Consider the following 23,205-nt stretch of genomic DNA (forward strand, 5'->3'; position numbering starts at 1 on the left):
AGGCTCCGGAGCAGCCCGCGGCCCTTGCGGCGCCGGAGCCCGAGCCTGCGGCGGAGCCCACCCCGCCGGAGCCCGAAGCGACGGCCGCGCCCGCCCCAGCGGAGCCCGAACCGACAGCGAAGGCTCCGGAGCAGCCCGCGGCCCTTGCGGCGCCGGAGCCCGAGCCTGCGGCGGAGCCCACCCCGCCGGAGCCCGAAGCGACGGCCGCGCCCGCCCCGGCGGAGCCCGAACCGCCGGCGAAGGCTCCGGAGCAGCCCGTGGCCCTTGCCGCGCCGGCCCCGCCGGCACCGGCGGTCCCGGCCGAGCCCGTGGCGGAGACGCGGCCGGTGCGGCGTGCGTCCCGCTCCCTCTTCCGGATCGGGCGGCGCGGAGGGGCGGGCCATGCCGCCGACGTCCTCCGGGCCCCGCTGCTGCGCAGCCATCGGATCGCGGTGATCGGTCTGAACGGCGGGGCCGGGAAGACGACCACCACCTTGGCCCTCGGCGCGGTCCTCGCGCGGGAGCGGGCCGACCGGGTGGTCGCCGTGGACGCGAGCCCGGACTCGGGAGCCCTGGGCCGCCGCGTCCGGCGGCAGTCAGGCGCCACCGTGCTCGACCTGGTGGCGGCGCTGCCCCGGCTGCGCACCTACATGGACATCCGGGCCTTCACCTCGCAGACGCCCAGCGGTCTGGAGGTCGTGGCGCACGACCCGGACCCGGCGGACCCGCGGGCCCTGGGCGAGCAGGAGTACCGGCAGGTCGTGGAGGTGCTCGCCGGTCAGTACCCGCTGGTCCTCACCGATGCCGGGACCGGCATGCCGCACGACGTCCTGTGTGCCGTCCTGGACCTGTCGGACCAGCTGGTCGTCGCGGCCACACCGGGCGAGGACGGTGTGAGCGGCGCCGGTCTGGTCTTCGACCGGCTGGCCGCCCTCGGCCACGAGGAGAAGGCACGGGAGGCGGTGACCGTCATCTCCGGCGTGCGGTCCTCCTCGGGGCGGCCGGCCCTGGTGGACGAGGTCTCCGCCCGTCTCCGGCAGCGCTGCCGGGCCGTGGTGACCGTCCCGTACGACCCCCGTCTGGCCCGGGGCGGCGAGGTCGACCCGGAGACGGTGCGGGGCCGCACCCGGGACGCGTACCACGAGCTCGCGAGGCTCCTCGCCCGGAACTTCCCCCACGACTGACACCGCCCCTCCCCCGTCATCTTCTTCACGCCCGTCCCCGAGAACACTGGAGAGCACCCATGGCCTGGTACGAGGGCCCCTGCCGGATCACCGTCATCGGCCTGGACGCCGACTGGCCCCAGCGCGCGGTGGTCACCGTGTCCGGTGCGCGCGGAGCACGGATCGAGATCCCCGGCGAGGTGGGGACGGTCCGGCACGTGGACGCGCCGAGCTGGCACCTGGAGGTGGAGCACCAGTACGAGGGCCGGTGGCGGCCCAACGTCCGTGCGGTCAGGACCCGCTGGGAGACGGTGGACGGCGTGCGTACGCAGACGATCACCAGCAAGGACGTGGACTGGCCGGGGCGCGTCCGGCAGGAGCGCAACCTGGTGCTGCGTCTGGAGCGGGTCGGCGAGGTGGACGAGCGCCCGCGCGAGGCGGGCCGGGAGGCACCGGCCCGGTCGGTGACCCAGTCGACGGCGCGCACCCCGGTCCGCCGGACGGCGGCCGACCCCGTCTCCGCACCCAGGGGGTCCGTCTCGGGCGGTTCCGTCTTCGGCACCACGCCCACGACTTCCGGGGGCGCTTCGGGGAGTGCTTCCGGGGGCGCGACGTCGACGAGCAGCAGCAGCCCCTGGTAGACCCCGGGCCACCCGGCCGTCAGGTGTGCGGCACGACAGCCACGGGACAGGGGGCGTGGTGGATGAGGGCGTGGGTGACGGATCCGATGTGGGCGCCCCGTGCCGCCCGGCGCCGGCCGACGACCACCAGGCGCGCGTCCGATGCCGCCTCGATGAGACGCTCGGCCGCCCGCCCCGGAGTGCTCACCTCCGCCACCTCCGTCCCCGGGAACCTCTCCCGGAACGGTCGGACCGCGCCGGCGAGCGCTGCCGCCATCTCGTCCTTCGCGGCAGCGCTGGGGTGGTGAACGAAGGAGTCGTGCCACGTGTGCACGATCTCCAGCGGGACGCGGTGCCGCCCGGCGAAGTCGAACGCGAAGTGCAGGACCTCGTCCTTGACGTCGTTCACGTCCAGACCGAGGACCAGCTTCCTGCGACTGTTCCCCTCGGAGGCGGCGGGGCCGTCCTGCTCGTTTCCGGGGCGAACGAGAACCACCGGACGCTCTGCTGCCGCGATGACCTCCTGCCCCACCGAACCGACGACGAACCCGCGGACGCTGCCCAGCCCGTGCGAGCCCACGACGAGCAGCTCCGACTCGGCGGCGGCGGCGAGCAGCACGCTGACGGGCGCGTCCTCGACCTCGTCTGCGGTCATGGCGAGGTCCGGCTGCCGGGACCCGACGTGCCGCTCGGTCTCGGCCAGCACGCCTTCCGCCGCACCGGCACGGTCTTCGTGCGACACCTTCATCGCCCCCAACTGATGCTCCGCCCACCGTGTGGCGTACACCAGCCGCAGTCTGTCGCCGCGCAGCGCCGCCTCGTCGGCGGCCCAGTCCACCGCCGCCATGCTTGCCTCAGAGCCGTCCACTCCCACAGTGACAGGTCGGGACACGCTGCTCTCTCCTCATCTCGGGCCATCGTGGGCAGGCCCTCACAGGGGCTCCGATGGGGATCCGTGTGCGAGGGCACCTGGCCAGGAAGCTACCCAGTCGGTTGAACAATGGCGTGCACAGCGTTCGGCGACGCTGCCGAAGTACTCCGTCCGGCGGAGGACGCCGCCGGGACGCCCGTGTCGCCCGGAACGAGCGTCGGCGGGCTCCGCTAGTTTGAGCCGATGGGAATGCCCGACCGCCGACCCAGCAGGGGAATCCGGGCCGGAAGGCCGGCAGACCTGATGCGGCGGGGGCTCATCACACTGGCGTTGTGCGCGATGGTCTCTGCCGTCGCGGGATGGTCGGCCCCCGCGGCCACGGCCGCGCCCGCCAGCTGCCGCATCGGCGCCTACGTCACGGACCTCTACGGATTCGACGTCTCACCGCGGACCATCAACGCCGACTTCTGGTTGTGGAGCGTGTGCCCCACCGCCGACCTGGACGTCACCCGACGCCTGGAGTTCGTCAATGCGAAGGATGCGAGTCAGAGCGACAGGTCCGTGGAGAGAGTCGGCAACGAGTACTGGTCCCAGGTGAAGGTGTCCGGGACGTTCCGGCAGGAATTCGATTTGCGCGAGTACCCCTTCGACGAACAGAACGTGAAGATCCGGATCGAGGACTCCGAATACGATTCCTCCCAGTTCACCTACGTCGCCGACAACGCGAATTCCGGATACGACCACTCCATCGGCCTCGAAGGGTTCCAGATCAAGGGCTTCGACGCGGGGGTGATCACCCACGCCTACCAGACGTCCTTCGGTGACCCTCGGATCGCCCACGGCAAGGACAGCCGGTACAGCCAGTTCGTCATCGATCTCCGCCTGGAGAGGAGTGACCTGGCCGGATTCATCAGACAGGCATGGCCGGCCTATGTCGCCTTTCTGATCTCCTTCATCTCGTACTGGATCTGGGCGGCCGACTTCATCACCGTGGTGGGAGCACGATTCGGGATTCTGGGGGCGTCCCTCTTCAGCGTGGTCATCAGCATGCGCGCCACCAGTCTGACGGGGACCTCCTTCGGGGTGACCCTGGTGGACCAGATCCATCTGGCCACTCTGCTCTACACCCTGGTCGGCGTGGGCTGCACGTCCTACATCCTCTACCGGTGGGCCGATCCCGAGAAGAGGGCCTCGGCACGACGGACGAACACGATCGTGTCGGTATCGACCACGGTCGTGTTCCTGGCCGCCAACGCCATCAGCATCGGCTTCGCCGTCACCTGAGGGGTGTCCCGGTGGGTGGTCACGTACGTCTGATCCGGCTCGCGTCGATACGTAGCCGAAACAAAGCCGTGGGGCGCTCGAAGCGGTGATCGGGTCGGCTGGAAGCGTGCCCACGGGACTCTGTGCCCGTACCCGATTCCCGGTGTACGTGACGCCGGAGGCCGTTGTCATGTTGAGTACTCCCCATCGCCCCACTCCCGCCACCCGTCCGGGGCCGGCCGACCCGCCCCACGAGGGTGCCGGGTCGCGTGAAGCCGGCGCCCGCACGGGTCGTCGCGGACGGCTGATCGCCGGCTTCGCGCTCTGCGCGGCCCTCCTGATGGCGCTGCACGCCCGGATCCCCAACGGGGTCGGCCGGCTCGGCAGCCTGTTCGAGACCTTCCTGCCGTGGGCCGGGCTGAGCGTTCCGGTCCTGCTCACCTTGGCGGCGGTTCGACGCTCCCGGATCGCGGCCGTCGCGGTGCTCGCGCCCGCGGTCGTCTGGGGCTCGCTCTTCCACGATGTGGTGGCCGACAAGAGCTCCGAGGGCGGAGACCTGATCGTGGTCACCCACAACGTGGACGAGGCGAACCCTGATCCCGAAGGCACCGCGCGCGCCCTCGCCCGGTCCGGCGCGCACGTCCTCGCCCTGGAGGAGCTGTCCTCCACGAGCACGCCCGCGTACGAGCGTGAGCTGGCGGAGGCCTACCCGTACCACTCGGTACACCTCGGCATCGGGCTGTGGAGCAAGTACCGGCTGCGCCAGGTGGAACCCGTGCCGATCATGCCCTGGACCCGTGCGGTACGGGCCACGGTCGACACCCCGCAAGGCTCCGTCGCCGTGTTCGCCGCTCACCTCGCGTCGGTGCGGGTGACCCCCCTCGGCTTCGCCACCGACCGCCGCAACGAGGCGGGAAGGAATCTCGCCGAAGCCGTGCGGGCCGAACGACTGCCCCGCGTCATCGTGATGGGCGACTTCAACGGGACGGACGAGGACTCTGCCCTCGGCCCGCTGACCTCACAGCTGCGCTCCGCGCACGGCGAAGCGGGCGCGGGCTTCGGCCTCACCTGGCCGGCTTCGTTCCCGTTGGTGCGCATCGACCAGGTCCTCGTCAGGGGAGTCGACCCCGCCTCCTCCTGGTCGCTCCCGGCCACGGGCAGCGACCACCTCCCCGTCGCGGCCTCGCTGCGGCTGTGACCACGCCACCCGGCGCTGACTACGATGACGTAGAACATATGCCCGCCCATGAGCAGATTGGTGGTATGTCGGCCATCCGAGTACCAGGCCCCGTCAGCATCCTCGTCGTCGAGGACGACGCCGTCATCCGCCGCGCCGTGCAGCTCTTCCTGGAGCGCTACGGCTATCGGGTCGCCGTGGCCGCGGACGGCCTCGCCGGCCTGGAGGCGTTCCGAGCCGACGCCCATGATCTGCTGATCCTGGACGTCATGCTGCCCGAGCTAGACGGCATCGGGCTGTGCCAGCGCATCCGGGAGGAGAGCCTGGTACCGATCCTGATGATGTCCGCCCGCGGCGACGCCCTCGACGTCGTCGCGGGCCTGGAAGCAGGCGCCGACGACTACGTCGTCAAACCCGTCGACACCGCCGTCCTCGTCGCCCGCATCCGCATGCTGCTGCGCCGCGCGAGCTTCGGACGACCCGACGAGGCCGAGAAGCAGTCGACCCGCTCCCCGGACCCGCACGTACGCGCGGACCAAGCCGCTGCGGTGGCGCCCGGCGTGCTGGTCTTCGGCGACCTGACCGTGAACACCGTCGGTCTCGAAGTGCACCGCGACGGCCGGCCCGTCCCGCTGACCCCCACCGAACTTCGCCTCCTCCTGGAGTTCGCCGCCGCACCCGGCACCGTGCTGGACCGACGGCGGCTGCTCCGCGACGTCTGGGACTACGGCTGGGAGGGAGACTCCCGGGTCGTCGACCTGTGCGTGCTGCGCCTCCGCAAGAAGATCGGAACCGGCCGGATCGAGACCGTCCGCGGCTTCGGCTACAAACTCGTCCGCGACTGAGAGACCGAACCGGACCATGGCACTCCTCAACCCGCGCGCCCTGCGCTGGAAGATCGCGGCCCTGACCGCGGCCGCCTGCTGCGCGGTGGCCGCGGTGATCGGCGTACTCGTCCACCAAGCCATGTCCGAACGCGGCGACCGCACGGGCGAACAGCGCGTCGGCGCCCGGCTGACCGCCGCGGAGCGCGAGTACACCCGCACCGGCACCGCACCCATCGACATCGAGATCCGTACGCCCCAAGAGCTGGAAGCGCCCCTCGCGCACGCACTGGCAACCAAGGATCCGAACGGTCTGTACGCGACCTGGTACGACCGGAGGCCCCCCAACTGGTACTGGCTGTGGGCGGCCATGCCCGTCGGCGACAACCGCGTACTCGTCGCCCGGACGGACATGAGCGCCGAGGTGCGCGGCCTCCAGCTGCTGGACCGCAGCATCATCAAGGCCGTGCTCGCCGCCCTCGCCGTCGTCGTGCCGCTGGCCGCGCTGGCCACCGAGCCGATGAACCGCCGACTGCGCCGTGGTTCCCGCACGGCCCGGGCCATCGCCGACGGCGACCTCGACGCCCGGATCGGCTCGCGCGGGCGAGCCCGTGACGAGATCACCGAGATGTCGGCCGCCGTGGACGTGATGGCCGAAGCCCTGCAGCGCAAGCTGGAGAACGAGCGGCGGTTCACCGCGGACGTCGCCCATGAACTGCGTACCCCTTTGATGGGCCTCTCCACCGCCGCGGGGCTGCTCCCGCAGGACGACGAAGCGGCGGAACTCGTACGCGACCGGGCCCTGGCACTGAACGGCCTGGTCGAAGACCTCCTGGAGATCTCCCGGCTCGACGCGGGCGCCGAACGGGCCCGGACCGACGTCGTCCCCCTGGGGGACCTGGTCACCGACGTCGTGCGCCGGACCGGGACGCAGACCGTCGTCACGACCGGGGACGCCCAGGTCGTGGAGACCGACCCGCGCAGGGTGGAGCGGATCGTGATCAACCTGGTCACCAACGCGCACCGGCACGGAGCCGCCCCTGTCGAGGTCACGGTCGCCGGCACGCGGATCGTCGTACGGGACCACGGACCCGGCTTGCCCGCCACGCTCCTCGCCGAAGGACCGCAGCGCTTCCGTACGGGATCCTCCGAGCGGGGACGCGGCCACGGCCTCGGACTCACCATCGCGCTGGGGCAGGCCGAAGTCCTCGGAGCGCGGCTGACCTTCGCCAACGCCCCCGACGGAGGCGCGACCGCCACCCTCGACCTGGCCTCGCCCCCGTCTGAAACGTAACCGCAATACGACCCCACGGCGGCGGAAACAGAGGCGCACGAGGCCGGAAGCACGCGCCCTCGAAGGTGAGTTCAGGTGCGGGATCCGCACCTGAACCGCCTGGGAGGTACCTCATGTCCGACAGCGCCCGCCGTCACCGCCGCCGTCTTCGCCGGCCCGCCGCCCTGTACCTGTCCGCCGTCCTCCTCATGAGCGGCACGGCCGGCTGTCACACCGTCGGCAGAGGGGAGTCCTCCGGCCTCGGCGCCGCCGGCACCGCACCGCATGCCGCCCTGAGCCGGGCGATGGACCTGCCGTGGCCGACGGAAGGCCAGGCGAGCGCGGAGGTCGAAGGCGTCGGAAGCCTCGGGACCCGAGGCGAACAGACACCGGTGCCGATCGCCAGCATCACCAAGGTCATGACCGCGTACGTGATCCTCGACGACCACCCCTTGCCGGCGGGGCAGCAGGGCGAGACGGTGACCGCCGACCAGCAGGCCGCCGACGAGTCGTACTCCTCAAGCGAATCGACCGCACCTGTCGTGGCCGGCCACACGTACACCCAGCGCCAGCTCCTGGAACTCATGATGCTGCCGTCCGGAAACAACGTGGCCCGGCTCCTGGCCCGCTGGGATGCCGGAAGCCAGGAGGAGTTCGCCAAGAAGATGAACAAGGCCGCGTCGAAGCTCGGAATGGACCGCACGGTCTACACGGGAGCCTCGGGCATGGAGCCGAGCACGCAGAGCACGGCGACCGACCAGCTGAAGCTGGCCCGCGCCGTCATGAAGAACGAGGCCTTCCGCCAGATCGTCGCCACGCCCACCGTCACAGCACCCGGCGTCGGCGTGCGGATCGACAACAGCAACCGGCTCCTCGGCCAGGACGGAGTGATCGGTCTGAAGACCGGCTCCTCCACCCCGGCCGGCGGGAACCTCATGTGGGCCGCCACCAAGGAGATCGGGGGAACGTCCCACCTCATCCTCGGTGTCGTCCTCCACCAGCAGGCCGGCACCAACCCCACCCAGGGCATGGCCGCCGCCTTCGACGCGAGCCACACCCTGATCACCGCCATTCGCAGCGCCCTCCCCCAGGCCCTCGCGGGGGCGTGATCGGGGCTTGAGGGTCTGGGCGCGGATCGTGGTGCCCGCGTTCCCGAGGGCGGCGATCCGACTGGCCGTCGTGTTCCGGGTCGGCGACGGTTTGCCTGCGATGTCGGGCCACTCGACGACGTCCCGGGTCCACGAGCCCGTGCCGTTCGGCTTCCGCCAGAAGTGGATTTCACCGTTCGCAGCCTGCGCAACGATCGATGAAGTCGTACCGCCGTCCGCAATGTCCAGGGCCAGCCGGGGTTCCCCTGCACGTTCCGGTAATGGCGCACGCCGTTGTTCACATCGCTCGCCACAATCACCGTGGCGGTGTTGTCCCGGGCCAGGGCCGGCGTGGAGTACGCGCCGGGTCCCGGTACTGCCTGTCCGCGGCAGATCGGATCTGGTGTACGCCAACGCCGAGACGCGAGGCAGGGGGTGCGGAGGCACCCAGGGGCTCGCGGGATTCGCACGCAACAGGCGCTGAAGGCACGAGGTCTCGCTGTGCTTCCTCAGCGTCGGCACGGCGTTGCGGGCGTGCTCGCCCCCGTGCGGTGGCTACCGTTCGTGCCGCGTTTTTCCGTGATTTCCCTCCTTTTCGTCTCGGCCCTGTGGAGCAATTGTCCACGCCGGCCGGAATCTTCTTCTTGATTCCGGACTCCACGGGGGAATCCGGGCACCGGGACGGCGGTTGCCATTCCGCGGAATCCGGCGGGGTCCCGCTTCCTGAATCGATTCTGGGTATGTCCATGGCAAGTCTTTACTGTTCGGCTTGGCATTTGTATCGATTGTCTGGATTTAAGAATGCTCTAATGATCACGTTCGACGTGGGCGGGGCTATCAGGCCGCCCCTGCTTTCCGTCAAGGCCGACGCGTGGAGGGGGCGCGTCAGACACAGTCCGGCCGGTGCACCCCTCTCCTCCGTCCCTGACCACGGCCGCCGCCGCCGGGCTCGACCCTGCCCTCGTCCAAGAGTTTCCCTGCCGGTCCGGCCCGGATCCGGCCGGGATCCGCCGTGCTGGTGGATCCAGCGCGGCCCGTGGAGTGTGCACTGTGCGCACCCCTTCATGGGGAGTTTCCTTGTCGCGATTGAGATGGCCCACGCTGGGCGTACCAGGGACCTTGCTCCTGGCCCTGTCCGTGCTGGCGGCTCCACCGGCCCCCGCGTCCGCGGCGCCCGGCCCGAAGGCCCCCGCGCGTGCGGCGTCCGTCCCGGCGGCGGACGCGTCCGCCGCGCGGACGCCCGCCGAGTCGACGGGTCCGGCCGCGGACGTCCTCGTCAACGGGTGGGGTGACAGCGCGGGTTACCACCTGGCGGTGGGCACCGGCGCCGGCGGCTACACCTGGCGCGAACTGGCGGTCATGCGTCCGGGAGGCATCGACGACGCCTCCTGGACGGGTTATCAGTGCGTCTCCGGCGACGGGCGCCACGCGGCCGTGGCTATCCTGCCGGCGTCCGCCGTCAACCGGGCGGAGGCCCGGGACCACGGGGCGTTCGCGTACACGGTCGATCTGCGCAGCGGAGCCGTCAAGCCCGTGGCCACCGGCGTGGCGCTGAAGTACCACTCGCCAGGCTGCGGCCTCACCGGAGAGGCGACGTTCGTCGTCAACCCCGGTGAGAACCAGCGCAGTACGCAGGTCCTCTCGGTGGATCTGCCCACGGGCAGGATCCGCAGCACCGCCACCGTGCAGGGGCAGGTGACCTCCGTGGTCCCCACCTCCGAGGGCCCGGTCGGCGTGATGGGTGACGCCCTCGTCCGGATCCCCTCGCCGCCGGCGGGCTCCGCGGCGCCGAAGGTGCTCGCGAGGGTCGACGGTGACGCGTACGACCTGCGGCCGACGGCAGAGGGAACGGTGGACTTCGCGGTCCGGCCCGAGCGCTCCGAGCCGTCGAGGCTGATGCGGCTGCGATCCGGCAAGCTCTCCACCCTGGGGCGGGGCCCCAAGGAGTCGCTGCGCCTGATGCAGGGCCGTTCCGGCCACGCCATCGCCGTGGGTGCCAGCGAGGTCGCCCCCGGCTCCGGAATCACCAGGGCACAGGCCAAGGGCCTCCCGAACGGCGTCACCGCCGTCTCCCTCGACGGCGGTGCCCTGATAGGCGACGGCGCCAAGACCGCCTCGTCCGCGCCCCTGGTGCTGGCCACGAGGACGGGCGGGCTCCTGAACCGCCCGGCGGCGAAGTCCACCCGGTCCGCGGTCACCGCCCTGCCGGCGCCGGTGGCGAAGCCCGTCGCCGCGCCGTCCGCCGGCGCCACGTCCCTGAGCGCCGCGCCGGCTTCCGGTTCCGTCCTGCCGCAGGCGAAGACGTCCCCCTCGGTCTCCGCCCTTGCGGCGGCCGGGCAGACGACGCCCAAGTGCGCGGTGGACCGTCTGGCCGAGAACCGGCAGGTCCTCCAGCCCGGTACGGAGCAGGTCTCCTGGGCCATCCAGATGGCCGAGCAGGGGCTGCTGACGGGCTCGGCCTACACCCGCCCGGCCGGGTACGCGAACCTGGGCCTGGCGGCGTACGCCCCCAACAGCGACTTCGGCCGCGTGGTGCTCAAGCACCCGGCGAACGACACCTTCGACTCGGTGCCGCGCTCCCTCTACCAGGCGATCGTCGCGCAGGAGAGCAACTTCAGCCAGGCCTCCTGGCACGCCCTGCCGGGCATCGCGGGCGGTGCGCTGGTGGGCGACTACTACGGCGCCGGCGGTTCGATCAGCCACATGGACTACGCCAAGGGTGACTGCGGCTACGGTCTGGGTCAGGTCACCACCGGCATGTCCAAGGGTGACACCACCTACTCGGTGAACGGCCAGACGAAGATCGCGGTCGACTACCAGGAGAACGTGTCCGCGGGCCTCCAGATCCTGGAGAGGACCTGGAACCAGCTCTACGACGCGGGCATCACCGTCAACGGCGGCAACCCCCGCTACCTGGAGAACTGGTACCTGGCCGCCTGGGCGTACAACTCCGGCGTCCAGCCCACCGCGGCCTTCGGCAACACCACGGGCTGCGTTCCGAGCCCCACCTGCGTCGGAGCGGACGGCACCTGGGGCCTCGGCTGGGCGAACAACCCGGCCAACCCCGACTACCCGCCGACCCGCGCCCCCTACCTGCGCTCCTCCTACGCGGACGCCTCGCACCCCGCGAGCTGGCCCTACCAGGAGCGCATCATGGGATGGATGGGCCAGCCCATCCTGCGCTTCAACCAGCCGGCGTACGCCAAGCCCGACTACCACGGCGGCAAGACCTGGCTGCAGATCCCGCCGGTCGGGTCGTTCTGCACGGCCGACAACAAGTGTGACCCGACGGGCGCGCAGAGCCCCAAGAACTGCACCCTGGCCAGCCTCCAGTGCTGGTGGCACTCGCCCGTGACGTTCATCTCGGACTGTGCCACCACATGTGCGACCAGCGCGTACACCGCGGCGGCCGGATCGGCCGAACCGGCCATGGTCAAGCCCCATCCGCATCCGCCGACCTGCACCCTGGACACCTCCAAGGTCCCGAACGCCGGGTACGGGTCACCGATCATCGTCGACGAGTCCCAGAGCCAGCCACCGCTGAACCGGGTGGGCTGTGGCGCGTCGAACTGGTCGCAGGGCGGCACCTTCACGTACTCCTACGGCACCAACGGCGCCGGTGACCCGATCGGCGCCCTGGACACCCACCAGCTGGGTGCGGGCTTCGGCGGACACGTGCTGTTCACCCACACCGAGGACGGCTCCAACCCGGACCTGATCAACACCGGTACGTGGACGCCCAACCTGCCCAAGCTGCAGTACTACAAGATCAAGCTGCATTTCCCGTCGACCGCGGCCTCAGCCACCAACGTGGTCTACACGATCAATCCGGGCGGCGGGGTGAGCCCGTGGAAGATCCGGGTGAACCAGGACTGGGGATCCGAGGAATGGGTCACCATCGGCACCTTCGCCATGCAGAACGGCGGAAACGTCAAGCTCACCAACCAGAGTGAGATCACCGGCTCCGGCAACATCAACTACGCCGACTACGACGTCGCCTACGACGCCGTGGCCTTCATCCCGATGGGCGGCACCCCGGGCCAGCCGATCGGCGGACCGCCGGGCATCAAGGACGCGCCCAAGGGCAGCAACCCGGCCTGGACCCAGTGCGGCTGTGTGCGACGCACCGCCGGTGACCCCGTGGACACCAGCACCGGGTACTTCGGCGAGACGATCACCGACCTCAGCACGCCCGGCCGCGGCGCGGCGCTGAACTTCTCCCGCACCTACGCCTCCGCGCTCTCCAGCCCGGCCGGACCGAACGCGGCGCTGGCCGTCAACGGAGCCTTCGGCTGGGGCTGGACGCACTCCTACAACCTCTCCGCCGCCACCGACGGCACCAGCGGTGACGTGACGATCCGCCAGGAGGACGGCTCCCAGGTCACCTTCGTCAACAGCTCGGGCACCTACGCCCCGAGCGCACCGCGCTACAACGCGTCCCTCACCAAGTCCGGCACGAGCTACACCTTCACGCGCAAGTCGAAGGAGGTCTTCACCTTCGACACGGCCACCGGGCGCCTGCTGTCGGCGACCGACCTGGCGGGCAGCAAGGCCTCCCCGCCGTACGCCACCACCATGGCCTACAACGGCTCCGGGCAGCTGAGCACCATCACGGACCCGGGCGGTCGCGTCTACACCCTGACCTGGACCGGCAGCCACATCACGGGCCTGTCCGACTCCGCGGGCCGCAAGGTCACCTACGGCTACGACGCCGGCGGCAACCTCACCGACGTCTACGGTGCCGGGACCACCCGGGCCCCGACGCTCAAGGACGACGACCACGCCACCTTCGGCTACGACGCGTCGCACCTGATGACGTCGATGCGCTCCGCCGCGCAGTTCGGCTCCACGGCGACCCCCGCCCCGGTCACGACCAACGTGTACGACGCCTCCGAGCGCGTCACGAAGCAGACCGACCCGCTGGGCGCCGTGACCGTCTTCGAGTACGGTCCGGACGCCGCGGCGGGCCTGACCGCCGGGCAGACCCGGGTCACCGACCCGGCGGGCCACAAGACGCTCTACACCTACCAGAGCGGGATGCTGACGTCCGAGACCCGGGGGTTCGGCACCGCCGACGCGGGGACGTGGACGTACACGTACGACCCGATCAGCATGGGCATGACGTCGGCGAGTGACCCCAAGGGGAACCTCCAGACCTTCGCCTACGACGACCACGGCAACCAGATCTCGGCGAGCGACGCCCGCGGCTTCACCACGAGTCAGGCGTACGACGCCACGGACCGTCTGATCACCAAGATCGACCCGACCGGCCTGCAGACCACCTACGGCTACGACGAGGCCGGGCACATCACCGCCTCGGGCAGCGGCTTCGGACTGCTCACCAGCGTCACGCAGCAGCCGGTGAGCGGCACCGCCGCCGCCCGGCAGGTGAGCATCTACTACGAGGACGCCGCGCACCCCGCGGACGCCACCCGTACGGTGAACGCCCGCGGCAACACCAGCACGAACACCTTCGACGCGGCCGGCAACATCACCAGCGCCACCGACGCCGAGGGCAACAAGACGCTCTACGGCTACGACGCCGAACGCGGCCTGATGACCTCCATGGTCAGCCCGGCGGGCGTCGCCGCCGGCACCGTGCCCGGCTGCACGCCGCCCGCCAAGGGCTGCACCACCTTCGCGTACGACGTCCGGGACCACCACACCAGGACGGTGGACCCGCTGGGCCGTTCCGTGTCGGCGACCTTCGACGCCAACGGGAACATGACGTCGTCCACCGACGCCAACAACCGCAAGACCGTCAACGGGTTCGACGCCTTCGACCAGAAGACCAGCGTCACCCTGCCCGACAACAGCAGGCTCACGACCGTCTACAACGGTGACGGGACCGTGGCCAGGACCGTCGACGCGGCGAACGCCGCCACCGTCTACGGCTACGACGGGCAGGGCCGGCAGACCACCAGGAAGGACCCGGACAACCGGGTCACGACGGTCGCCTACGACACCGCGGGCAACATGCTGACGTCCACCGACCCGCAGAACCGCGTGACCACGTACACCTACGACCCGGCCGGCAAGCCGATCACGGTCACGTACTCCGACGGCACGACGCCGAACGTCACCATCAGCTACGACCCGGCGGGCCGTCAGACGGCGATGACCGACGGCACGGGCACCACCACCCGGTCCTACAACGCCTTCGGCCAGCTGGCCTCGCAGACCAACGGCGCGGGCGCGACCACGACGTTCGGCTACGACGCCAACGGCAACGAGACCTCCGTCGTCTACCCCGGCGGCACCGGCCGCACCGTCACCCGTACCTTCGACAAGGCCGACCGGCTGACCGGGCTGCTGGACTGGAACGCCAAGTCCACCACCTTCGGCTACGACGCCGACAGCCACTGGAACTCCACCACCTTCCCCAACGGCACCGTCTCCACCACCGGCTTCAACGACGCCGGACAGCGGATGACGGACACCCTCCGGAAGGGCACGGCCACCCTCGCCTCCCTGACCTACACCCGTGACCCCGCGGGCCAGCTCAGCGGCGAGACGTCCACGGGCGTACCGGGTGGCGCGCAGACCTTCGGCTACACCCCGCGCGACCAGCTGGAGGCCGCCACGGCCGGCTCCGTGACCACGGGCTTCGGCTACGACGCCGCCGGCAACCCGACCAAGGTCGGAACGACCCACCAGGTCTTCGACGCGGCCGGTCAGCTGTGCTGGTCCACGACCGGCACCGCGCCCGTCGATCCGGTCTGCGGCACCCCCGCGTCCGGCGCCACCACCTACACCTTCGACCCGCAGGGCAACCGGACCAAGGCCACCACCGGGGCCGGCGCGGTCAGCTCGTACACCTACGACCAGGCCGGCCGCCTCACCAAGGCCGAAGTCGGCGGCACCACGTCGACCTACGCCTACGACGGCAACGGTCTGCGCGCCTCCAAGACGGTGGGGTCCACGACCACCGCCTTCTCGTGGGACGCGGACCAGGACGCGAACCTGCTGTACGACGGGGCCACCAGCTACCTCTACGGTCCCGGCGGCACCCCGGTGGAGCAGATCACCGCGGCCGGGAGCCAGTGGTACTTCCACGACCAGCTCGGCTCCACCCGCGCCCTGACGGACGCCGCCGGCGCGGTCGCCGGTACGTACGGCTACACGCCGTACGGCACCGTCAGCGCGCACACCGGCGCGTCGTCCCCGCTGCAGTTCTCGGGGCAGTACGCGGACGCCGAAACCGGTCTGACCTACCTGCGCGCCAGGTACTACGACCCCGCGACCGCGCAGTTCCTCACCGTCGACCCCGAGGTGCGCAGCACGCTCAGCGCCTACGGGTACGTCGACAACAACCCGCTCAACCACGCCGACCCCAGCGGAAGGTTCTTCGGAGCCCTCCTGGGCGGTGTCGCGGCCGTGCTCGCGGCGCCCGAGGCGCTGGTCGTCTTCGTGGTGGCCGTGGTCGTGGTCGTGGCGGTCATCGCGGTGGCGTACGCCATCAGCGAGGGCATCAACAGCTGGCGCGACTCGCAGAGTTACGGCACCACCTACGACTCGACCAGCGACGACACCACGTCCTGGGACACCAGTTCCAGCGTCGCCCAGTCGAAGGGCGGCAAGCAGTCCAGCGGCAAGACCTTGACCGCCGCGGAACAGGAGGCGCTCGACAGGGCCGCCAAGGGTCTGCCCTGTCTTGACCCGAAGGTCCTGAAGGCGGCCAAGCAGAAGCAGAAGTTCAACGAGAAGCTCTCGGGCGACCGCAACGCGCAGAAGCGCCGCAGCAACTGACGTTCCGCCCGCACCACCCCCGTGCCCCCGTCCGGCGATCACCGCCGGACGGGGGCACGGGGCTTCTCCGGGAACCTCAGAGGTCTTCGGCGACCAGCTCCGCGGCCCGCCGCGGATCCCCGTCGGCGCGGACGAGCAGGGCGTCCGCGTTCCACGTCACCTCGCCGCGGCCGGCGGTGACGAGCAGCAGGGTCAGGTTCGCCTCGAAGCGCGAGGCGTAGAGGGCGGCGTCCGCCGCCGGCAGCAGGTCGTACACCGCGTCCAGCAGGGCGTCCGCCGCGGCGTCGCGGCGTTCCCGGGCGGCCGGGTCGCAGGCCCGGAGGGCCTCGCCGACACCGGGGTCGGCGGGGTCGTACGCCCGCAGCGCGGGCAGCAGCCCGGGATCGCCCAGCACCGCCGCCGCGGCGAACGTCTGCACGTACGCCGTCGGCTCCCCGAGCAGCGCCGCAAGCAGCGGAACGGCGCGCGGATCCCGCCGCACCGCAAGCCCGCGTACGGCCTCCTCGTGCGTCTCCGTGTCCTCGTCGCCGACGCGCCGCCACAGGGCCGCCCTGACGTCCGGGCCGTCCACCTCGGCGAGCTGCCCCAGCGCGAAGGTCGCCTGCTCGCGCACGCGCGCCTCCTCGTCGGAGGTCAGCCGCATCAGAGCCGCCAGCACGGGATCGTCCGCGCGCCCGGACAGGGCGGCGGGCAGCTCGCTCGCCACCTCGGCACGCGCTTCGGGGTCCTGGTCACCGGCCTGGGCGATGAGGGCAGCGATCTCTTCCGCGTTCATGGGGCTCATGGTGCCGCAGCGCCGTCCGGTCCGGCGCATCGGGTGGGCCTTCACGGGAGTTCCGGTCCACGCGGCCGGAACTCCCCACGGACTTCCCGAACGGCCTCGGAACTATCCTCATGCTCATGATCAAACTGAGATCGAAGCCGTGGCGCCGCGTCATAGGCGCTGTCACCGCGGCCGTTCTTCTCGGCGCCGGACAAGCCGCCGCCCTGGAGACCACTCCCGGTGACCCGACGAACAGCGCCTACACGTCCGAGCCGCTGCGCGTGATGACGTGGAACGTGTGCGGCGAGGCCGGCGGCCTCGGCCCGTGGTCCACCGGATACTGCCCGGACCGCAACACGCGGCTGCCTGACGACTCCGCCACGCTGAAGAAGGCGTACGACGTCGCCCACCTCGTCAACCAGGAGAACGCGGACGCCGTCCTGCTCCAGGAGGTGTGCGCGGGAACGCTGAACAGCACCAGGCCGGGCCTCCCCGACAACCCCAGCCAGCTCGACCAGATCCTCCGCCTGCTGACCCCGACCGGGGCCTGGACGGCTGTGTCGGCGGTCACCCCGCGTTCCTCCGACGGCAAGTCGTCCTGCCGCAACACCCTCTCGGGTGACGTGAGCGTGGCGATCCTGGTCAAGGGCGACGTCGAGTGGTCCCGCGAGACGCCGCTGCCCGTGCCGGCCGAGGCACAGCAGCCGGTACCGGGGAAGGTTCTCTGTGCGGGAGTGGCCGGGTGGGAGACCCACCTGTGCACCACGCACCTCACCAACTACGGTGACCTCCCTGCCGACGTGGCCGCGTACCGGGCGCAGGTCGACACCGTCGCCGGCCAGGTGGACGACTTCCGGTCCGTGATCCTCGGCGGGGACTTCAACACCCGCCAGAAGGACCGGCTGCAGCCGCTGTACAGGACCATGGCCGAATGCGACCAGCAGTCCTACCACGCCGGTGACGTCCCGGACGAGACCACCAAGGTCACCCACAGCTGGACCGCGGCCCCGGCCAGCTCCACCGTCCCGGAAGGCTCCCTCGTTCAGGGCGCCACACAGACCTCCAAGATCGATTACCTCTTCGCCACCGCCGGTTTCGGAGCCTGCGACTCCCGGCCCGACCTCGCCGACAACGCCGACTACTCCTACGCGGCCCAGCCCGGCTGCCTCTACTCCGAGACCACCAGGACGTCCTGCGTACCGAGCGGCACCTCCGACCACGCCCCGCTCCTCGGTTCGGTGAACGGCGGCCCGCTTCTGCACTGGCCGTTGCGGGACGCGTCGAGCCACTCCGGAACCGTCAAGGGCGGCGTCGGGTGGAGTCCCGACCACGGAGGTACGGCCGTACTGGACGGATCCACCGGGGAGATCGTCACCAGCGGTCCCGTCGTGGACACCACGCGAAGCTTCACCGTCTCCGCCTGGGCCAAGGTGGACGCCGGGGCAGGGACGTCGGTGGTCCTGGCCCAGGACGGGTCGTACATCAGCGGCATGATGCTCTGGTTCAACAAGCCGGACAGCACCTGGCGGTTCGGCCTGCCCGCATCCGACATCCCCACCTGGAACGTGCACCAGGCCATCTCCGCGACGGCCGCTGTTCCGGGCCGCTGGACCCACCTCACGGGCACGTTCGACGCGTCGAACGGGGCCGTCACCCTCTACGTGGACGGCGTGCCCGCCGGTTCCGCGAACCATCCGGATCGCTGGTCGGCCGAGGGCCCCTTCACCGTGGGCAGGGACAAGGTCTCCGGACGCCCCAACGGCTTCTGGAAGGGCTCTGTCCAGGCAGTCGAGGTGTACGGCTACCCGATGACCGCCGCGCAGGTCGCGTCGGCGGCGGGCTCGCTCACCGCCCCCACCCGCACGGCCACCACCCCCGCGACCGACAAGAACGGTTCTGGTTGCCACGTCGGCAGCTACTCCGCCGGTGACTTCGGCACCGTCTCCTCCACCACCCCTGATCTGACGGCGCACGTCTCCCACCCGGATCCCTCACGAGAGGTGTGGGCCGAGTTCTCCATCTGGGACAACACCGACTCCACCCAGCCGATCCGGCTCGGCGGTCCCGGGTCGGCGAGCGGCAAGGTGACGGGGGACGGCACGGTCTCCGTCCGGCCGACGCTCACCGCGGGGCACAAGTACGGGTGGTACGCCCGTACGGTGGACGGCTCGTCGAGCCCGTCGCCGACCGGCGCCGTCTGCCACTTCACGGTGGCACCAGCCCCGTAGACGCCGGGAAGCCGGTGCGGCTCCGCCGGCTCGGCCCGTGAGGCGGAGGGGGCAGGGTGTACCGCACGGGGCTGCGGACGGAGGAAGAGCACGAACCAGGGCCCCACTCCCGCTGCTGCGCGAGAATCGCCGCATGGCTCGCCCGCTCTCCCGCAGCCCCGTCTCCGCCCGGGAGCACGCGGGCCGCCTGCGCGGTCCAGCGTCCGAGGCCAGCGTGCCCCCGGGAACGACGCCCGGCTGATCGGAGCCTGCTCGCCTTCGGAGCGACTCCCTGGGCCGGTGGGCTCGGGCACCGCGGTGCGGTGTTCGGTCGACTCAGCTCGGAGTGGTCGCCGCGATGTCGGGCGCGAGGTCCAGGAGCAGGAGCGCCGCCGCCACGTGGGTCGGGTTGTCCTCCACCTTGACGGCCGAGAGCTCGTTGGCCCGCGAGACCCGCCGTTCGACGGTGTTGCGGTGCGCGTAGAGGTTGGCGGCGGCCCGGGTGGTGTTGAAGCCGCACTGCACGTAGGTGAGGAGGGCCTGCCGCAGGGCGGTGTCGGCTTCGACCAACGGCCCGAGGGTGTTGATGACGAACCGACGTGCGCCGACACCGTCCTTCGTGAGCGCGTCGATCAGCTCGACGTCGGCGTAGGCGGTGAACCGCCGGTCGGACCCGAGCCGGATGACCAGTGCCTGAGCCGCGAGGGCGTCCTGGTGGCTGGACCGGAACCCTTCGAGTCCGCGCCCCGGCCTTCCCACCGCCGCGCGGACCTCGTCGGTCGTCGCGAGGTCCTTCTCCACGTGGTGGAGGTCCGGGACGTCCTCCCCCGAGAGCCAGATCCACCGCGACGTGGCACTCGCGCGCGCCACCAGGGCGCTCCGGTCGCCGGCGGAGCGCACGGCGGAGATCGCCCGGTCCAGGGACTCGGCCTCCTGAGGATCATCGATCCACAGGACGAGGCCCACGTGCCACCGCGCCATCCGGTAGCGCAGGCGCCCTTCGGCGAGGTCCTCCGCCATCGGTGCCCCGCTGGCGATCAGCTGGATCAGCGCGATCCCCTCGGCATCCGTGTTTCCCATCGCCGCGGCGAGTCCGGCCTGGCGCAGGGTCGCGACCGAGTCCAGGGCGTACTGCACCAGCGACTTCGCCGTCACGTCCAGGACCCCGACGAGAAGGTCCGGGTCGGCGTCGCAGTACGCCACGCATTCCTCCAGCCACCGCCGCCAGCCGATCCCCAGTGCCACCCGCCAGGCGCCGGCGAAGTCGGGTGCGATGCCCCGGGAGACGAGATCGTTGATGTACGCCGTGGTCCTCGGGCCGACGTAGGGCTGCACCCGCCGTCCCGGTTGCTGGACGTTCGCGGTCAGCCACTGGACGGCGTCGGAGCGGTTGAGCGCGCGATCCTCCTCGACCAGCGATGCGTCCGCGAGGAGGGCGGGATCGTTCTGGGCGACGAGAGAGGGCCTTGCGAAGGTGTCGACCAGGGCGTCCGTGTCCGTCAGCAGGCGCTGGCACAGTGACCTGATCGCGTCAGCGACCTCGCGGGAGGGCGGGGGCCACAGCTCTTCCATGTCTTCAGTGTCCCCTTGATCCCGTGGAGCCGAGGCTCCCGACATGCCGGGTCACCGGCAGAGGCAGGACCCGCCGTCGGCACGTCCGACACGACCACGGACCGGCGAGGCCGACGTCCGCCGTCTCGACGGGCACGACCGGGGCTTCGGGCACAACCGCGCGCATGGGGCTCCAAGAGTCGAGGAGGCGTTTACCATCACTAAACGAGCGGCAGATGTATCACGCCCTCGGTGGCCCCACAAGGGGTTCGGCGCCGTCGCCACCTCCGGAGGGGCAGAGCAGCTGCACGCGACGCGCATGCCTTAGCCTCGTGTCGGAGGGGGACCGTCCGGGTCGGCCTGTCACTCGACGGGCACACGACCCCGGCCTCGGGACGGGCGGTGAGCACACGATGTCCATCGATGACGGCAGGAGCGCGGGCGGAGCGGCCATGGACTCCGCAGCCCTCGAAGCATCCGCGGGCGCGCAGCTGAGGAAGATCAGACTCGACCGCGGGTTGTCGTTGACGGAGGTCGCGCACCGGGCCGAGGTCACCAAGGGGTTCCTGAGCCAGTGGGAACGCGGGCTCACCAGCGTGTCCGTCCCGACGCTGCTGCGCGTCTGCGAGGTGCTGCGGATCGGCGTCGGCGAGCTGTTCACGCACCCGGACGAGCAGGTCGTGGAGGGCGGCAGCCGGATCGACATGGGCGGTGAAGGCGTCGCCGAGTACCTGCTCACGCCTGCCGACACCGCGGCGTTCCAGGTCTTCCGTTCCGTGATCGAACCAGGCGGGGGCACCGGTGGCCCCTATCGGCTCGCCACCACCACGATCTTCGCGATGGGGCTGAGCGGCTCGACCCGCCTGATCGTCGGGGACGAGACCCGGATGCTGTCAGCCGGCGTGTCCACCTCGTTCTCCGGGCAGACCCTTCACCAGTTCGACAATCCCGGTACGACGGCGAGCGAGGTCCTGTGGGTCCTGTCGCCTCCCCTGCCTCGTGTCGCGCACGACACCCCCTAGGGGGTGTCGTGTCCTGGCGGGTGGCGACCTCACACCCCGCCGTCACGGATCAGGCGCCGCCCCCGCCTTCAGGAGTCCCCGCGCCTGCCACGACGGAGCGCCCGCCCGGCCAGTGTCCTGCTGCCGTTGAAGAAGTCGTTGAACCGGTCCAGCCCCCAGACGGCCCGCAGGACGGACGGCTGCAGCAGCAGTGACATCGACGGCGAATACGTCGAGGCGTCCGACCAGATGCCGGCGAGGTCCTCCGGCATCTCACCGTCGACGATGTAGTCGGCGAGCTGATGGGTCACGTACGGCACCTGGCAGAGGCCGTGGCCGTTGCAGGCCATCGCGTAGAAGACGTTGTCGCCCACCTGCCCGGCGACCGACAGCCAGTCCGGGCTGATGCCGATCCAACCGCCCCAGGCCCGCTCGATGGCCACGTCGGACAGCGTCGGGAACCGGTGGGCCAGATCCTTCCCCATGTCCCGCACGACACGGGGGTCCGGGACCCGGTCCGGGAGCGGGTAGGTCTGGCCTCGCTGCGCCCGGCGGACCCCGCAGACGATGGTGTTGCGCTCGGTGAGCCGGTAGTGGGTCATCAACTGGTGCTGGGTGATGATGCCGGACCGACTGGTCCAGCCCAGCGCGGCGAGCCGCTCCGGCGCGATGGGTTCCGACTCGATCTCGATGACGTACAGCGGGGTCGCGAGGTTCTTGGGCGTGATGTCCCACTCGCCGCCGTAGACGCTGGTGGCGAGCAGCACCTTGGCGGCCCGCACGGTGCCGCGCGGTGTCGTGATCTCGACGGTGCTTCCGGTCCGCCGGACATCGCTCACCCGCGACTGCTCGAAGACCCTGGCCGAGGAGGCGAGCAGCGCGCGACGCACACCGCGAGCGAGCTTGCCCGGGTTCAGCATCCCGCCGATGGATTCCCGCATGCCGCCCACGAAGCCGGCGGGGAGACCGAGTTCCTCCCTGCTGCCGACGGTCCCGCCCCCACCGAAGGCGCGCAGGATCGCCGCCTGGGTACGCACCCTGAGCATCATGAGGGGTGAGACCGCACCCCACACCAGGCCGTTCGCCACGTAGTCGCAATCGATGTCGTGCGTCTTGATGAGGTCTTCCACATAGCGGCCCGCGTGCTCCGCCAGTTTGGCCATGACCGGCATCTTCTTCGGCGACTGGAGGCTGAGCATCCGCAGGTCGCCACCCGGCGCCCCGGCGATCTGGCCGCCGTTGCGCGAGGCCGAGCCGTAGCCGCAGAACTCGGCCTCCAGCAGGACCACGTCCTGGTCGCGCTCCGCGAGGCGCAGCGCAGCCGCCATGCCCCCCATGCCGCCGCCGATGACGGCGATGTCACAGGTGAGATCGCCGTCCAGCGCGGGCTGCACGTCGTCCGGCCGGTCGATCCAGCCGGTGAAGTCGGTGTACTTCGTGCCGTCGGTCCTCATGCTGTCCTGATCTCCTTTGGTATCCGTCCTGCTTCGTGCTCCGCGTCAAGGCATGCTCGGCAGCACCCCGAGCCCTCGATCCCGTCGAGCGGAGTCGGGGCTGCCTGCGGGCCGGTGGGCGCTTGCCCCGTGGCGCGGTGCCGCCCACGACCGTGACCTCACCTGCGAGTCACGGTCGTGGGCGGCGGTCGAGCGGGCCGCCGGCGGCATGACCGACGGCAG

At 71.1% G+C, this 23,205-nt stretch carries 14 protein-coding genes; 10 read left to right on the forward strand and 4 right to left on the reverse strand.

What is annotated here, in order from left to right; genetic code table 11:
• Both ABTY59_RS32350 and ABTY59_RS32355 read left to right on the forward strand, forming a co-directional pair.
• Window positions 1-1,163 (forward strand): MinD/ParA family ATP-binding protein (locus ABTY59_RS32350; protein WP_352022658.1); only part of this gene is annotated, 1,163 nt, incomplete at its 5' end.
• 59 nt (window positions 1,164-1,222) lie between these two features.
• Window positions 1,223-1,783 (forward strand): hypothetical protein, encoded by a 561-nt coding sequence (locus ABTY59_RS32355; protein ID WP_352022659.1) that lies wholly within the window; start codon window positions 1,223-1,225, stop codon window positions 1,781-1,783.
• Window positions 1,784-1,802: 19 nt separating this feature from the next.
• On the opposite strand, the gene ABTY59_RS32360 is transcribed toward ABTY59_RS32355, so the two are convergent.
• Window positions 1,803-2,654 (reverse strand): universal stress protein, encoded by an 852-nt coding sequence (locus ABTY59_RS32360; protein WP_352022660.1) that lies wholly within the window; start codon window positions 2,652-2,654, stop codon window positions 1,803-1,805.
• A 318-nt stretch (window positions 2,655-2,972) separates the two neighbouring features.
• Here ABTY59_RS32360 and ABTY59_RS32365 point away from each other — a divergent pair, with 318 nt between their 5' ends.
• The 6 genes from ABTY59_RS32365 to ABTY59_RS32390 all read left to right on the forward strand — a co-directional run bounded on the left by ABTY59_RS32365 (window position 2,973) and on the right by ABTY59_RS32390 (window position 16,007).
• Complete coding sequence (locus ABTY59_RS32365; RefSeq protein ID WP_352022661.1) at window positions 2,973-3,917, forward strand: ligand-gated ion channel; 945 nt, start codon at window positions 2,973-2,975, stop codon at window positions 3,915-3,917.
• A gap of 169 nt (window positions 3,918-4,086) precedes the next feature.
• Window positions 4,087-5,094, forward strand: a complete 1,008-nt coding sequence (locus ABTY59_RS32370) for an endonuclease/exonuclease/phosphatase family protein (RefSeq protein WP_352022662.1) — start codon at window positions 4,087-4,089, stop codon at window positions 5,092-5,094.
• A gap of 65 nt (window positions 5,095-5,159) precedes the next feature.
• On the forward strand, window positions 5,160-5,918 hold the full coding sequence (gene cseB, locus ABTY59_RS32375; RefSeq protein WP_502995452.1) for a two-component system response regulator CseB: 759 nt from the start codon (window positions 5,160-5,162) through the stop codon (window positions 5,916-5,918).
• 16 nt (window positions 5,919-5,934) lie between these two features.
• Complete coding sequence (locus tag ABTY59_RS32380) at window positions 5,935-7,191, forward strand: sensor histidine kinase (RefSeq protein WP_352022664.1); 1,257 nt, start codon at window positions 5,935-5,937, stop codon at window positions 7,189-7,191.
• A gap of 113 nt (window positions 7,192-7,304) precedes the next feature.
• A complete protein-coding gene (locus ABTY59_RS32385) occupies window positions 7,305-8,279 on the forward strand; it encodes a D-alanyl-D-alanine carboxypeptidase family protein (protein WP_352022665.1) in 975 nt (324 codons plus the stop codon).
• Between the two features lie 1,056 nt (window positions 8,280-9,335).
• Window positions 9,336-16,007, forward strand: a complete 6,672-nt coding sequence (locus ABTY59_RS32390) for an RHS repeat-associated core domain-containing protein (protein ID WP_352022666.1) — start codon at window positions 9,336-9,338, stop codon at window positions 16,005-16,007.
• A gap of 76 nt (window positions 16,008-16,083) precedes the next feature.
• Here the strand turns inward: ABTY59_RS32390 and ABTY59_RS32395 are convergent, their stop codons facing one another.
• Window positions 16,084-16,782: a HEAT repeat domain-containing protein gene (locus tag ABTY59_RS32395; protein WP_352022667.1), complete on the reverse strand. Its 699-nt coding sequence runs from the start codon at window positions 16,780-16,782 to the stop codon at window positions 16,084-16,086.
• Window positions 16,783-16,907: 125 nt separating this feature from the next.
• Between ABTY59_RS32395 and ABTY59_RS32400 the strand changes: the two genes are divergently transcribed.
• Window positions 16,908-18,998 (forward strand): LamG-like jellyroll fold domain-containing protein, encoded by a 2,091-nt coding sequence (locus ABTY59_RS32400; protein WP_352022668.1) that lies wholly within the window; start codon window positions 16,908-16,910, stop codon window positions 18,996-18,998.
• Between the two features lie 315 nt (window positions 18,999-19,313).
• Here ABTY59_RS32400 and ABTY59_RS32405 read toward each other — a convergent pair whose 3' ends face one another.
• Window positions 19,314-20,549, reverse strand: a complete 1,236-nt coding sequence (locus tag ABTY59_RS32405; protein ID WP_352022669.1) for a PucR family transcriptional regulator — start codon at window positions 20,547-20,549, stop codon at window positions 19,314-19,316.
• A 392-nt stretch (window positions 20,550-20,941) separates the two neighbouring features.
• Between ABTY59_RS32405 and ABTY59_RS32410 the strand changes: the two genes are divergently transcribed.
• The gene (locus ABTY59_RS32410) at window positions 20,942-21,550 is read left to right on the forward strand and encodes a helix-turn-helix domain-containing protein (protein ID WP_352022670.1); all 609 of its coding nucleotides are present in this window, start codon (window positions 20,942-20,944) and stop codon (window positions 21,548-21,550) included.
• Between the two features lie 68 nt (window positions 21,551-21,618).
• Here the strand turns inward: ABTY59_RS32410 and ABTY59_RS32415 are convergent, their stop codons facing one another.
• Window positions 21,619-22,983 (reverse strand): NAD(P)/FAD-dependent oxidoreductase, encoded by a 1,365-nt coding sequence (locus ABTY59_RS32415; RefSeq protein ID WP_352022671.1) that lies wholly within the window; start codon window positions 22,981-22,983, stop codon window positions 21,619-21,621.
• Window positions 22,984-23,205 lie beyond the last annotated feature (222 nt).

Source organism: Streptomyces sp. NPDC096079 (assembly GCF_040303145.1).
Classification (GTDB): domain Bacteria; phylum Actinomycetota; class Actinomycetes; order Streptomycetales; family Streptomycetaceae; genus Streptomyces.

What these genes read in the sequence shown, in the direction of transcription:
- ABTY59_RS32395 (WP_352022667.1), bottom strand. Translation starts at nt 16,782, where the DNA reads ATGAACGCGGAAGAGATCGCTGCCCTCATCGCCCAGGCCGGTGACCAG.
- cseB (WP_502995452.1), top strand. Translation starts at nt 5,160, where the DNA reads ATGTCGGCCATCCGAGTACCAGGCCCCGTCAGCATCCTCGTCGTCGAG.
- ABTY59_RS32370 (WP_352022662.1), top strand. Translation starts at nt 4,087, where the DNA reads ATGTTGAGTACTCCCCATCGCCCCACTCCCGCCACCCGTCCGGGGCCG.
- ABTY59_RS32410 (WP_352022670.1), top strand. Translation starts at nt 20,942, where the DNA reads ATGTCCATCGATGACGGCAGGAGCGCGGGCGGAGCGGCCATGGACTCC.
- ABTY59_RS32405 (WP_352022669.1), bottom strand. Translation starts at nt 20,549, where the DNA reads ATGGAAGAGCTGTGGCCCCCGCCCTCCCGCGAGGTCGCTGACGCGATC.
- ABTY59_RS32365 (WP_352022661.1), top strand. Translation starts at nt 2,973, where the DNA reads ATGGTCTCTGCCGTCGCGGGATGGTCGGCCCCCGCGGCCACGGCCGCG.
- ABTY59_RS32355 (WP_352022659.1), top strand. Translation starts at nt 1,223, where the DNA reads ATGGCCTGGTACGAGGGCCCCTGCCGGATCACCGTCATCGGCCTGGAC.
- ABTY59_RS32415 (WP_352022671.1), bottom strand. Translation starts at nt 22,983, where the DNA reads ATGAGGACCGACGGCACGAAGTACACCGACTTCACCGGCTGGATCGAC.
- ABTY59_RS32385 (WP_352022665.1), top strand. Translation starts at nt 7,305, where the DNA reads ATGTCCGACAGCGCCCGCCGTCACCGCCGCCGTCTTCGCCGGCCCGCC.
- ABTY59_RS32380 (WP_352022664.1), top strand. Translation starts at nt 5,935, where the DNA reads ATGGCACTCCTCAACCCGCGCGCCCTGCGCTGGAAGATCGCGGCCCTG.
- ABTY59_RS32400 (WP_352022668.1), top strand. Translation starts at nt 16,908, where the DNA reads ATGATCAAACTGAGATCGAAGCCGTGGCGCCGCGTCATAGGCGCTGTC.